At 67.0% G+C, this 12,746-nt stretch carries 13 protein-coding genes; 5 read left to right on the forward strand and 8 right to left on the reverse strand.

Translation table 11 applies throughout. The annotated features are described in order from the left end of the window. Positions 1–307: FAD-dependent oxidoreductase (locus tag ACXJKR_RS11510; RefSeq protein WP_457322952.1), on the forward strand; the 307-nt coding region annotated here is incomplete at its 5' end. Here the strand turns inward: ACXJKR_RS11510 and ACXJKR_RS11515 are convergent. The 7 genes from ACXJKR_RS11515 to cyoA all read right to left on the reverse strand — a co-directional run bounded on the left by ACXJKR_RS11515 (position 308) and on the right by cyoA (position 7,281). After that, positions 308–865, reverse strand: a complete 558-nt coding sequence (locus tag ACXJKR_RS11515) for a response regulator transcription factor (protein WP_457322953.1) — start codon at positions 863–865, stop codon at positions 308–310. Beyond that, entirely contained in the window at positions 855–2,198 is a 1,344-nt protein-coding gene (locus tag ACXJKR_RS11520; protein WP_457322954.1) for an ATP-binding protein, read from the reverse strand. Before ACXJKR_RS11520 ends, ACXJKR_RS11515 begins: the two co-directional genes overlap by 11 nt. Further along, positions 2,195–2,884, reverse strand: a complete 690-nt coding sequence (locus tag ACXJKR_RS11525; RefSeq protein WP_457322955.1) for an SURF1 family protein — start codon at positions 2,882–2,884, stop codon at positions 2,195–2,197. Before ACXJKR_RS11525 ends, ACXJKR_RS11520 begins: the two co-directional genes overlap by 4 nt. A gap of 269 nt (positions 2,885–3,153) precedes the next feature. Beyond that, positions 3,154–3,531 carry a cytochrome o ubiquinol oxidase subunit IV gene (gene cyoD / locus ACXJKR_RS11530; RefSeq protein ID WP_457322956.1) on the reverse strand — a complete coding sequence of 126 codons (378 nt, stop codon included), beginning with the start codon at positions 3,529–3,531 and terminating at the stop codon, positions 3,154–3,156. Then, on the reverse strand, positions 3,531–4,154 hold the full coding sequence (gene cyoC, locus ACXJKR_RS11535; protein WP_457322957.1) for a cytochrome o ubiquinol oxidase subunit III: 624 nt from the start codon (positions 4,152–4,154) through the stop codon (positions 3,531–3,533). Before cyoC ends, cyoD begins: the two co-directional genes overlap by 1 nt. A 16-nt stretch (positions 4,155–4,170) precedes the next feature. Then, positions 4,171–6,195: a cytochrome o ubiquinol oxidase subunit I gene (gene cyoB / locus ACXJKR_RS11540; RefSeq protein WP_457322958.1), complete on the reverse strand. Its 2,025-nt coding sequence runs from the start codon at positions 6,193–6,195 to the stop codon at positions 4,171–4,173. 9 nt (positions 6,196–6,204) lie between these two features. Beyond that, positions 6,205–7,281 carry a ubiquinol oxidase subunit II gene (gene cyoA, locus ACXJKR_RS11545; RefSeq protein WP_457322959.1) on the reverse strand — a complete coding sequence of 359 codons (1,077 nt, stop codon included), beginning with the start codon at positions 7,279–7,281 and terminating at the stop codon, positions 6,205–6,207. 114 nt (positions 7,282–7,395) lie between these two features. Here cyoA and ACXJKR_RS11550 point away from each other — a divergent pair, with 114 nt between their 5' ends. The 4 genes from ACXJKR_RS11550 to ACXJKR_RS11565 all read left to right on the forward strand — a co-directional run bounded on the left by ACXJKR_RS11550 (position 7,396) and on the right by ACXJKR_RS11565 (position 10,294). Beyond that, positions 7,396–8,727, forward strand: a complete 1,332-nt coding sequence (locus tag ACXJKR_RS11550; protein ID WP_457322960.1) for an MFS transporter — start codon at positions 7,396–7,398, stop codon at positions 8,725–8,727. 112 nt (positions 8,728–8,839) lie between these two features. Beyond that, complete coding sequence (locus tag ACXJKR_RS11555) at positions 8,840–9,514, forward strand: glutathione S-transferase family protein (protein ID WP_457322961.1); 675 nt, start codon at positions 8,840–8,842, stop codon at positions 9,512–9,514. Beyond that, entirely contained in the window at positions 9,483–9,836 is a 354-nt protein-coding gene (locus tag ACXJKR_RS11560) for an ArsR/SmtB family transcription factor (protein WP_457322962.1), read from the forward strand. Before ACXJKR_RS11555 ends, ACXJKR_RS11560 begins: the two co-directional genes overlap by 32 nt. Beyond that, complete coding sequence (locus ACXJKR_RS11565; protein WP_457322963.1) at positions 9,833–10,294, forward strand: SRPBCC family protein; 462 nt, start codon at positions 9,833–9,835, stop codon at positions 10,292–10,294. Before ACXJKR_RS11560 ends, ACXJKR_RS11565 begins: the two co-directional genes overlap by 4 nt. On the opposite strand, the gene purL is transcribed toward ACXJKR_RS11565, so the two are convergent. Next, positions 10,291–12,746, reverse strand: a 2,456-nt coding sequence (gene purL / locus ACXJKR_RS11570; RefSeq protein WP_457322964.1) for a phosphoribosylformylglycinamidine synthase, incomplete at its 5' end; no start/stop codon positions are given. The genes ACXJKR_RS11565 and purL overlap by 4 nt on opposite strands.

Consider the following 12,746-nt stretch of genomic DNA (forward strand, 5'->3'; position numbering starts at 1 on the left):
CGCCGCGGTGCGCGTCTCGCATGCCTGGGGTGGGCTCATGAGCTATGCCCGGCACAAGATGCCGCAGATCGGCCAGCTGGCGCCGGGCCTGTGGTTCGCTCAGGCCTTTGGCGGCCATGGCGTGGCGCCGACGACGGTGGCCGGCGAATGGTTGGCGGACGCCATCAGCGGCCGCGCGGACCTGCCCGCCGCCTTGCGGCGCTACGGATTGACGCCGGTCTTCGGCCAGGCGGGTCTGCTGGCGGCCCAGGCCACCTACAGCTGGGCCGAGCTTCGCGACGCGCTCAAGGAGAGGCTGCCCGGCTGATCACTTGATGCGCTGCTTCTCGAGCTTGCGCGCCAGCGTGCGCCGGTGCATGCCCAGGCGCCGCGCCGTCTCGCTGATATTGAAGTCGGTCTCGGCCAACACCTCGTGGATACGCTCCCATTCCAGCGTCTTGATGGACGCGGTCTGGCGCTCGGTCACTTCCACGTCGGCATCGCCCTGCTTGCGCGCGAAGGCGGCTTCGATGTCGTCTGTGTTGGCCGGCTTGGCGAGGTAATGGCAGGCCCCGAGCTTGATGGCCTCGACGGCCGTCGCGATGCTGGCATAGCCGGTCAGCACGACGATGAGGACCTCCGGGTCCCAGCCATGCAAGGCCTGTACGCAGGACAGGCCCGAAGCGCCGCCAGCCAGTTTGAGGTCGACGACGGCATGGCCGAGTTCCTCGTCCTCGGGCAGCTCGTCGAGCAGGGTCTTCATGTCGTCCAGGCCGGTGGCTCGCAGGCAACGCCAGCCGCGGCGCTCGAAGGAGCGCGTCAGCGTGTGGGCGAAGCTGTCGTCGTCCTCGACGATGAGCAGCAAACGGTCTGCTTCAGCGGGCATGAGTGGCGGATTGTCGCGGCAGCAGCGAAGCCAGGGGCAGCGTCAGCACGACCTCTGCGCCGCCGCCCTCGCGGTTGCGAGCCTCCAGCCGCCCGCCCAGGGTGCGCGCGACGTTGACCGACAGGAAGAGGCCCATGCCACGGCCCGGCTGGCCCTTGCTGCTCTGGTAGGGCTCGCCGAAATGCTTGAGACGGTCGGCGTCGAAGCCGGGGCCGTTGTCGCGCACGCTCAAGTGCAGCGTGGCTTCGTCCGGGCAGGTGGCGACGAGGGTCAGCGGCATGCCTGGCGCCGCCTCGAGAGCGTTATCGAGCAGGTTGGCGACGACCTGCTGCAGGGCGCTGTCCGAGATGATCTCGACCTCGGGCAGGTCCTTGTTGCGCAGTGCCAGATCCGCGCCTGCGTGGGCGGCCCGCCAGTCCTTGGCCAGGCTGTCGGTGAAGGCCTGCAGCGTCGTCAGCCGCGGTGCCTCGCCGCGCATCTCGCCGGCGGACATCAGGATGCCCGTGACGATGGCCTTGCAGCGCAGGATCTGGCGCTGCATCTCCTCGATTTCTTCCCGCAGCTCCGGCTCGCCCGCAAACGGGGCCATATGGGCCCAGTCGCCCAGGATGACGCTGAGCGTGGCCAGCGGCGTGCCCAGYTCRTGYGCGGCGCCRCTGGCCAGCAGGCCCATGCGCACGATGTGCACCTCCTCGGCCGCGCGCTGCTGCAGCTCGGCCAGCTCGGCATCGCGCTGGCGCAGGTTGCGGTTGATGCGCACGATGAAGACGCTGAGCAGGCCGACATTGAGCACGAAGCACAGCAGCAGGCCGCCCAGGTAGTTGGGCGACAACGTCGTCGGCGATGAGGCATCCAGCAGCAGCGGGCGGTGCCATTGCGTCAGCAGCACGAAGCCCGACACCGCGCTCAGCATGACGGCCATCAGATAGGCCGGCCGCAGCAGCACCGAGGCCACGGCGACCTGCAGCAGATACAGGTAGATGAAGGGGTTGTCGCTGCCGCCGGCCAGATAGAGCTGGCCGGTCAGCACGCCGACGTCGACCAGCAGCGCAATGCAGAGCTCGATCTGGGACACCGGCTGTGTGAGCTTGCTGCGCCAGATGCTGAACAGGTTGAAGACGACCAGGATGCCGAGCAGGCTCAGCATCTCGGCCCAGGGCAGCGTGATCGCCAGGCCGACATGCACGACGAGCACGGTGGCGAGCTGGCCAACGACGGCCAGCCAGCGCAGCTCGATGAGCTGGCGCAGGTTGGCGCGGCCGGCGCGGCGCTCGGGCGCGACGATGACCGGCTCAGCGGGCTCGGCGGTGGGGAGCAGCGGCGTGGGGTTCAAGGCAGGGAGCGGCGGCGCTCTTCGCGGAGCAGATAGATGGCGGCAGCCGCAGACATGGCCGCGAGCGCCAGCCAGGTGATGGCGTAGACGGCGTGATTGTTGGCGAAGCGGATCACCGTCAGGCCCGGCCGCGGCCAGCGCCGGGGTTGGGCGGGGTCGGCGGACTCGTCGACAAAGAAAGGAGCGACGGGGCCCGTCAGGCCAAGTTCGGTCGCAATGCCAGCAACATCGCGCGAGTACCAGCGCCCTTCTGCAGGCACGTTCTTGCGCAGCGGGCCGCCACCGGTTTCGGTCAGGCGCAGCAAGCCCGTCAGCTCGACGGGGCCGGCAGGCGCGGAATGCTGTTCGGGCGCGCGCTGCTCGGGCGGCACAAAACCGCGGTTGACGAGGACAGTGGTGCCGTCATCCAGCCGCAGTGGTGCCAGCACCCAGTGGCCGCCACCGAGTTCGGTCGTGGCCTGCACCAGCACCTCGCGCGGCTCGAAGCGGCCGCGCAGACGCAGAGGGCGGTATTCGTCGGCTTTCGATACTGGCGCGGAAGCGCCCGGCGGCACCACCGGCTCGGCGTGAACCTGCCGTTCGACGCGAGCGATCAGATCCTCTTTCCAGCCCAGGCGCTGGACCTGCCAGGCCGCCAGCGCGAGAAAGCCCAGGCTGGCCAGCGCCGCAGCAACGATCAACGCCATGCGCGCCGCGCGATTCATGACGCCCTCTCGGCACGCGTAGTGCCTGTTGCGGGCCGAGCGCCGGGCCGCTCCCTAGCCGGCCCGCACTGACGATGTGCTTGCGGCTCGATGCCGCAAGCATCGCCGTCCCCTCGGGGGCTGAGGCCGGACATGGCGAGTCCTGAGGACTCGCCATGCCTGCCGAAGCGCTGCGGSCWCTGGCCGCAGCGCGGTCCCGACCGGACACGTCCGCGTTCAGCGGGGCGAGGCTGGGCGAGGGGCTTCACACCCTAGGGCATGTTGCGCATCGCGGCGGGATCGGGCGTCGGCATCATGTTGGCGTTCATGTGATACATGACCCAGACCGAGCCGGACAGCATGATGACGACCAAGGCGCCGGTGAACAGCAGCGCCAGCATGGACCAGCCCTGCTCGACTTTGGCGTTCATGTGCAGGAAATAGATCATGTGCACGACCATCTGCACGGCCGCGAAGCCGAGGATGACCAGACCCGTGAGTTTGGGTGTGGGCAGCACCTTGCCCATGACCAGCCAGAAGGGAATCGCCGTCAGGATGACCGACAGGATGAAGCCGACGGCATAGCCCTTGAAGCTGACGTGGAAGTCGCCGTCGTCATGGTGGTCGTCGTGGTGAGCGTGGTCGGCCATCACAGCACTCCCATCAGGTAGACGAAGGTGAAGACGCCGATCCAGACGACGTCCAGAAAGTGCCAGAACATCGACAGGCACATCAGGCGGCGGCGGTTGGCGGTCGTCAGGCCGAGCTTTTGCACCTGCACCATCAGCGTGACCAGCCAGATGCAGCCGAAGGTGACGTGCAGGCCGTGGGTGCCGACCAGCGTGAAGAAGCTGGACAGGAAAGCGCTGCGGCCCGGGCCGGCGCCCTCGTGGATGAGGTGGTGGAACTCGAACAGCTCGATGCCCAGGAAGCCCAGGCCGAACAGGCCGGTGATGGCCAGCCAGGCCAGCATCTGGTTCTTGCGCTTGGCCTGCATCGCGATCATCGCGAAGCCATAGGTGATGGACGAGAACAGCAGCAGGCCCGTGTTGACGGCCACCAGCGGCAGGTCGAACAGGTCGGCGCCCGACGGGCCGGCCGCGTAGTTGCGGCCCAGCACGGCGTAGACGGCGAACAGCACCGCGAAGATGAGGCAGTCGCTCATCAGGTAGAGCCAGAAGCCCAGCATGGTGCTGGGCTGCGGGTGGTGGTCGCCGGTGTCGTAGAAGACGGGCGCGACGCCGTTGACGTGAGAGGTCACAGTTGCAGTCATGTCAGCGGTCTCCCGGTCAGGCGGCGGATGCAAGCGCGCGGGTGCGCTCGTCCTCGGTGCGGGTCACCGCATCGGCCGGGATGTGGAAGTCACGGTCGTAGTTGAAGGTGTGGACGATGGACGCGATGACGGTGGCGGCAAAGGTCGCCGCGGCGATCCAGTACATGTGCCAGATCAGCGCGAAGCCCATGGCCGTGGCCAGCATGGCGATGATGAATCCGGCGCCGGTGTTCCTGGGCATGTGGATGGCCACGAAGCCTTGGCGAGGGCGCTCGGCGTTGCGCTGCTTCATGTCGTGCCAGGCGTCCATCTCGTGGGCGATGGGCGTGAAGGCGAAGTTGTAGTCCGGCGGCGGCGAGGACGTCGACCATTCCAGCGTGCGGCCACCCCAGATGTCTCCCGTCGTGTCGGCCAGTTCCTTGCGGCGCCAGATGCTGACGGCGATCTGCACCAGGAAGGCACCGATACCGCAGGCCACGATGCCCGCACCGATGGCGGCGACGACGAAATAGGGTTGCAGCGTCGTGTCGTCGAAGTGGCTGACACGGCGCGTGATGCCCATCAGGCCCAGCACGTACAGCGGCGTGAACGCGACCCAGAAGCCGATGAACCAGCACCAGAATGAGACCTTGCCCCAGAAGGCATCCAGGCGGAAGCCGAAGGCCTTGGGGAACCAGTAGTTGATGCCGGCGAAGGCACCGAACACCACGCCGCCGATGATGACGTTGTGGAAGTGGGCGATCAGGAAGAGGCTGTTGTGCAGCACGAAGTCGGCCGCCGGCACGGCCAGCAGCACGCCGGTCATGCCACCGATGGTGAAGGTGATCATGAAGCCGACCGTCCACAGCATCGGCACCTCGAACTTGATGCGGCCGCGGTACATCGTGAACAGCCAGTTGAAGATCTTGGCGCCCGTCGGGATCGAGATGATCATCGTCGTGATGCCGAAGAAGCTGTTCACGCTGGCACCCGAGCCCATCGTGAAGAAGTGGTGCAGCCAGACGAGGTAGGACAGGATGGTGATGACGACCGTGGCATAGACCATGGACGCATAGCCGAACAGCTTCTTGCGGCTGAAGGTGGACACCACCTCCGAGAAGATGCCGAACACCGGCAGCACCAGGATGTAGACCTCGGGGTGGCCCCAGATCCAGATCAGGTTCACATAGAGCATGGCGTTGCCGCCAAGGTCGTTGGTGAAAAAGTTGGTGCCCAGATAGCGGTCGGCCGTCAGCAGCGCCAGCGTTGCGGCCAGCACGGGGAAGGTCGCGACGATGAGCACGTTGGTGCACAGCGACGTCCACGTGAAGACAGGCATCTTCATCATCGTCATGCCCGGCGCGCGCATCTTGATGATGGTGGCGATCAGGTTGATGCCCGACAGCGTCGTGCCCACGCCTGCGATCTGCAGTGACCACAGGTAGTAGTCCACCCCGACATCCGGGCTGGCGAGAATGCCCGACAGCGGCGGATAGGCCAGCCAGCCGGTCTTGGCGAACTCGCCGATGAACAGCGAGATCATGACCAGCACAGCGCCGCCGGCCGTCATCCAGAAGCTGAAGTTGTTCAGGAAGGGGAAGGCGACGTCGCGTGCGCCGATCTGCAACGGCACGACATAGTTCATGAACCCGGTCACGAAGGGCATCGCGACGAAGAAGATCATGATGACGCCGTGGGCCGTGAAGACCTGGTCGTAGTGGTGCGGCGGCAGGAAGCCGGCGTTGTCGGCGAAGGCCATGGCCTGGTGCGCCCGCATCATCAGCGCGTCCGCGAAGCCGCGCAGCAGCATCACCACGCCGAGGATGATGTACATGATGCCGATCTTCTTGTGGTCGATGCTGGTGATCCAGTCGGTCCACAGATGGCCCCAGAGGCGGAACTTGGTGATCAGCGCGAACACCAGCGCGCCGCCCAGCACCACGGCAATGAAGGTGGCGATGAGGATGGGCTCGTGCAGCGGCAGCGAGTCCCAGCCGAGGCGGCCGAGGATGGGATGCAGCTGATCGAGCGTCTGGTGTTGGGCAACGACGGGATTGGACATCGGTCGGTCTCAGTTCTTCAGCGCGACGGGTGAAGCCTCGGGGGCTTCGACAGGCAGGCCCAGCAGGTTGGTCGGCGTGCACAGCGCGGCCACCACCATGCGGTCGCGCCTGTTCCCTTCGGCATCGCGCCAGGGGCTGCGCATCGTGCTGGCCACGCCGCCCTTGCCGGCACCGCCGGCTGCGTCGATGGCCATCATCTGGCTGGCGCACATCTTCTTGCCGTCGACGCAGCGGTCGACGATGGCGCTCCAAAGGCCGGGCTCGACACTGGCGAAGCGGCGGATGGGCTCCTTGGTGCTGGGCTGCTCGAGCTTGAGGTAGTCGGCACGGGTCAGCGTGTTGCCGCCGGCCTTGTTGCCGTCGACCCAGCGCGCGAACTCTTCGTCCGTCAGGCCGTGGAACTTGAAGCGCATGTCCGAGAAGCCGGCACCGCTGTACTGGGCCGACAGGCCGTCATAGACGCCGGCCTTGTTGATGACGGCGTGCAGTTGGGTCTCCATGCCCGGCATCGCGTAGATCATGCCGGCCAGGGCGGGCACGTAGAAGGTGTTCATCACCGAGGTCGACGTGAAGCGGAAGTGGATGGGGCGGTCCACCGGCGCGGCCAGCTCGTTGACGGTCGCGATGCCCTGCTCGGGGTAGATGAACAGCCACTTCCAGTCCATGGACACCGCATAGACCTCCAGCGGCTTCACGTCGGCGGCGACGGGCCTGCCCTCGGCGATGCGGTCCAGCGGGCGGAAGGGGTCGAGCTTGTGGGTGCTGATCCAGGTGATGGCGCCCAACGCGATGATGATCAGCAGCGGCGCGCCCCAGATGACGAGTTCCAGGCGCGTGGAATGGTCCCAGTCCGGCGCGTACKTCGCCTCCTCATTGGACTGGCGGTAACGGTATGCAAAGAGCAGCGTCAACGCGATCACCGGGACGATGATCAGCAGCATCAGCAGCGTGGATGTGACGATGAGCTGGGCCTGCTGTTGCGCGATGTCGCCATGCGGCTTCATCACGATCCAATCGCAGCCAGACAAAGCGAAGCTGGCTGACAAGACCAGGGCGCTGTTGAGGAGAGACTTGTTGGGGTACATCCTGAGGCGCGCGCCAGGGTTAACGATCTTGCACGCAGCGATGGAATGTAARTTGATTGAGGTAAATCAACGATTGGACATTTTGTCCAAGGCACAGACGGAGACAAGCCCGAAATGGCAGTTGCAGGTAGTACTTTCCATAGCCCTCAATCGGGTCCCGTGACCACCCGGACGGACGAGGATCTGGCCCCCGGCGATATCGCAGTCGGCGTCATCATCGGCCGCGCGTCGGAGTATTTCGACTTCTTYGTCTTCGGCATCGCCTCGGTGTTGGTCTTCCCGCAGGTCTTCTTCCCCTTTGCCGACCGCCTGACCGGCACGCTTTACGCCTTCCTGGTCTTTGCGCTGGCATTCGTCGTCCGACCGGTCGGCACGCTGATCGGCATGTCCATCCAGCGCCATTTCGGCCGCTCCGCCAAGCTGACCGCCGCCCTCTTCCTGCTCGGCTGCTCCACGGTGGGCATGGGCCTGCTGCCCGGCTATGCCGAGGCCGGCAGCGCCGCCATCTGGCTGCTGGCGCTGGCCCGCGTTGGCCAGGGCCTGGCCTTGGGCGGCTCCYGGGACGGCCTGCCCTCGCTGCTGGCGCTGAACGCGCCGCCCGACCGCCGCGGCTGGTACGCCATGCTGGGCCAGCTCGGCGCGCCACTGGGCTTCTTCGTCGCCTCGGGCGTGTTCCTGTACGTGTTCGGCAGCCTGGACGCCAAGGATTTCCTTTCCTGGGGCTGGCGTTTCCCCTTCTTCACGGCCTTCGCGATCAACGTCGTCGCGCTGTTCGCCCGGCTGCGCCTGGTCGTCACGCACGAGTACGAGAAGCGCATGGAAGAGCAGGAACTCGACCCCGCCTATCTGCGCGAGCTGCTGCCGGCCCAGGGCCACCACATCGTCATCGGCGCCTTTGCCGCCCTGGCCAGCTATGCCCTCTTTCACCTGGTGAGCGTGTTCCCGCTGTCCTGGGTGGCGCTGTACGGCACCGAGGGGATCGAGGACTTCATGAAGATGGAGTTGCTCGGTGCGGCCTTCGCTGCCGTGGCCATGCCCATGTCCGGGCTGATCGCCGACAAGATCGGCCGGCGCAGCTACCTCGGCACCATGGCCCTGGCCATCGGCGTGTTCGCGCTGTTCGCCCCCTTCATGCTGGGCGGCGGCAAACCCGGCCAGGCCGCCTTCATCCTGATCGGCTTCGTGTTGCTGGGCCTGTCCTACGGCCAGTCCGCAGGCTCGGTGACGTCCAACTTCCTGCCGCACTTCCGCTACACCGGCGCGGCGCTGACGGCCGACATGGCTTGGCTGCTGGGCGCGGCCTTTGCGCCCGTCGTGGCCCTCTTCCTGTCCTCGCGCTTCGGCTTGGTGTCGCTCAGCCTCTACCTGCTGTCGGGCGTGGTTTGCACGCTGGTGGCGCTGCGGGTGAACAAGCGGCTGCAGGCGGCGGCCGTCGTTCAAGACTGAGGACCCGCGCTCCGGCAAAGGCGGGCTCTGGCCCGCCTTTATTTTGGCGCGACAGTTTCCTTTATCTGAAAGTTTCCATACACTTAGCCATCACGGAAACTTTAGAGCCGCCATGTCCCTGACCCTGCACTACCATCCGCTGTCCTCCTACTGCTGGAAGGTCCTGATCGCCCTCTACGAGAACGGTGCGCCGTTCGAAGCCCGCAATGTCAATCTCGGCGACCCGGTGGCACGCACGGCCTATGCAGCGCTCTGGCCCACGGCCAAGATCCCGCTGCTGGTCGACGGAGACCGCGTGGTGCCCGAGACCTCCATCCAGATCGAATACCTGGACCGCCGCCACCCCGGCCGCGTGCAGTTGCTGCCCGATGACTTCGAGGCGCAGCTGGAGGTGCGCTTGTGGGACCGCGTCTTCGATCTGCACGTGATGACGCCCATGCAGCGCTTCATCGCCCAACAGCTGCGCCCCGAGGCCGAGCGCGACGCGGCCACGCTGACCGGCACTGTCAACGACTTGGGGCTGGCCTACGACCTCATCGAACGCCGCCTCGGCGACCGCGAGTGGGCAGCAGGCGAGTCCTTCACGATGGCCGATTGCGCAGCTGCACCGGCTCTGTTCTATGCCGCCATCGTGCGGCCCTTCTCGCCCGCGCACGCCAAGCTCAGCGCCTATTTCGAGCGCCTGCTCGCCCGCCCCTCGGTCTGGCGCTGCATCGTCGAGGCTCGCCCGGTCTTCCAGTACTACCCTCTGCGCCATGCCCTCCCCGCTCGCTTCCTCGCCGACTGACGCGCGCCTGGACCGCCTCTTCGCGGCGTTGGCCGATGGCAACCGGCGCGCGATGGTCGACCAGCTCAGCCGCGGGCCGGCCTCGGTGTCGGACCTCGCCAAGCCCTTGAGCATCGCCCTGCCCTCGGCGCTGAAGCATCTGGCGGCACTGGAAGCGGGCGGCCTTGTGCAATCGGACAAGGCCGGTCGCGTGCGCACTTACCGCATCGCGCCCGATGCCTTTGGCGGCCTGGAGGACTGGGTGGCCACGCGCAAGGCGATGTGGCATCGCCAGTTCGACGCCCTCGACGCCCTTCTCGAAGAACAGGACAAACAACCGTGACGACGACTCCCGCTGCCCACACCAGCTTCGTGCTGGAGCGCCGCTTCAAGGCCTCGGCCACCCGCGTGTTCGCCGCCTGGGCCGACCCGGCCACCAAGCAGCGCTGGTCCGACTGCCATGCCGAGATGAACGCCACGGAGTTCAGCATGGACTTCCGCCCCGGCGGGCAGGAGATCTACCGCAGCGCCCTGCCCGACGGCACCCAGTTGGCCGTCGACAAGGTGTTCCTGGACATCGTGCCGCAGGCGCGCATCGTCTTCGCCTACTCGATGGCGGCGGATGGCCGCGCGCTGTCAGCCTCACTGGTCACGGTGGAATTCGCCAACAGCCCGGCTGGCTCGACGCTGAAGCTGACCGAGCAGCTCGCCTATCTCGACGGGCACCAGGACCTGGAGCAGCGCCGGCGTGGCACCGAAGAAGGCCTCGACCGGCTGCTGCTGGAAGTGGACGCCGCTTAACCGAACGCCTGGCGCGYGTTCTGGAACATCCGCAACCAAGGGCTGTGCAGCGCGCGGTCGCCGCTGGTCCAGCTCATCTGCACGTTGCGGAACACGCGCTCGGGGTGAGGCATCAGCGCGGTGAAGCGGCCGTCGGCCGTCGTCACCGAAGTCAGGCCGCCCGGGCTGCCATTCGGGTTGAACGGATAGGCCTCGGTCGCCTGGCCGTGGTTGTCGACAAAGCGCATGGCGGGGATGACCTTGGCTGCATCGCCCTGGCGCGCGAAGTTCGCAAAACCCTCGCCGTGAGCGACGGCGATGGGCGCGCGGCTGCCGGCCATGCCCTTGAAGAAGACGCTGGGCGAATCCAGCACCTCGACCAACGCGAGGCGGGCCTCGTACTGCTCGCTCTGGTTGCGCGTGAAGCGCGGCCAGGCGTCGGCGCCCGGGATGATGGGCGCGAGTGCGGCCAGCATCTGGCAGCCGTTGCAGACGCCCAGGGCCAGGGTGTCGGAGCGGGAGAAGAAGGCACGGAACTGCTCGGTCAGCACCGGGTTGAACATGATGCTGCGCGCCCAGCCTTCGCCGGCGCCCAGGGTGTCGCCGTAGCTGAAGCCGCCGCAGGCCACAAAGGCTGCAAAGCCGTCCAGCTTGACCGCGCCCGACTGCAGGTCGCTCATGTGCACGTCGAAGCTGTCAAAGCCGCCCAGCGACATCGCGTAGGCCATCTCGACATGCGAGTTCACGCCCTGCTCGCGCAGGATGGCGACCTTGGGGCGGGCGCCAGTCGAGACGAAAGGCGCCTCGGGCGTGAACGTCAGGTGCACGTGCAGACCTGGGTCATCCGCCTTGCCAGCCGCCGCGTGTTCAGCATCGGCGCCGGCCGGGTTGTCGCGCAGTTTGGCGATCCGCCAGCTCACCTCATCCCAGGTCTGCTGCAGCGCCGTGAGGTCAGCAGCAAAGACCTTCTTCGCATCGCGCCAGACTTCCATCTGTCGCGCCGCATTCGGCTTGGCCACGACATGCGAATGCTTGGACAGGCCATGCGCGCGCAGCACCTGCATGACGGCGTCGCGGTCGGCCGCGCGCACCTGGATCAACGCGCCCAGTTCCTCGCTGAACAGCGCGCGCAGCGTCAGCTCCTCGCGACGGGCGCTGACCTGGGCGGCCCAGTTCTTGGAGTCGCCCATGTCGGCGCGGCTGTCGCTGATGCCGTCCCCTTCGGTGACCAGCATGTCCACGTTCAGGCTCAGGCCGGTCTGGCCAGCAAAGGCCATTTCGCAGGCAGCCGCCCACAGGCCGCCGTCCGAACGGTCGTGATAGGCCAGCAGCTTGCTCTCGGTGCGCAGTTCGTTGATGGCATTGACCAGCGAAACCAGCAGCTTGGGCTCGTCCAGGTCGGGCACATCGGCGCCGAACTGGTTCAGCGTCTGCGCCAGGATCGATCCGGCCATGCGGTGCTGGCCCTGGCCGAGGTCGATGAGGATGGCGCACGAGTCCTCGCGCTGCCATTCCGGCGTCAGCGTGCCGCGAACGTCGGCGATGCTGGCAAAGGCCGTGACGATCAGCGACACCGGCGCGGTGACCTGTTGGCCATCCCACTTGGTGCGCATCGACAAGGAGTCCTTGCCGACCGGGATCGAGATACCCAGCGCCGGGCACAGCTCCATGCCGACGGCCTTGACCGTGTCGAACAGCGCAGCGTCTTCACCCGCTTCGCCGCAGGCGGCCATCCAGTTCGCGCTGAGCTTCACGCGCGGCAGCTCGAAGGGCGCGGCCAGCAGATTGGTGATGGCCTCGGCCACGGCCATGCGGCCGGAAGCCGGCGCGTTGACGGACGCCAGCGGCGTGCGCTCGCCCATGCTCATGGCCTCGCCGGCAAAGCCGTTGAAGTCGGCCAGCGTGACGGCGCAGTCCGCCACCGGCACCTGCCAGGGGCCGACCATCTGGTCGCGGTGGTTCAGGCCGCCCACGGTGCGGTCGCCGATGGTGACCAGGAAGCGCTTGGCTGCAACGGTCGGGTGGCGCAGCACGTCAAACGCCGCCTGCTCCAGCTTGACGCCGGACAGGTCCAGCGCGCCGCCGCTGCGGACCACACGTGTCACATCGCGCTGCATCTTGGGCGGCTTGCCCAGCAGCACGTCCATCGGCATGTCGATGGGGTGGTCGGTGACTTCCGTATCGCCATCCACCAGCTTCAGGTCACGCTCCTCTGTGACGACGCCGACGACGGCGAACGGGCAACGCTCGCGCGCGCACATCGCGGCAAAGCGGTCCAGGCTGCCGGGCGCAATGGCCAGCACATAGCGCTCCTGGCTCTCGTTGCACCAGATTTCCTTGGGCGCCAGGCCCGACTCTTCCAGCGGCACCTTGCGCAGATCGAAGCGCGCGCCGCGGCCCGCGTCGTTGACCAGTTCGGGGAAGGCRTTCGAGATGCCACCCGCGCCGACGTCGTGGATGGCCAGCACCGGGT

This window comes from Roseateles sp. P5_E11 (genome assembly GCF_054049355.1).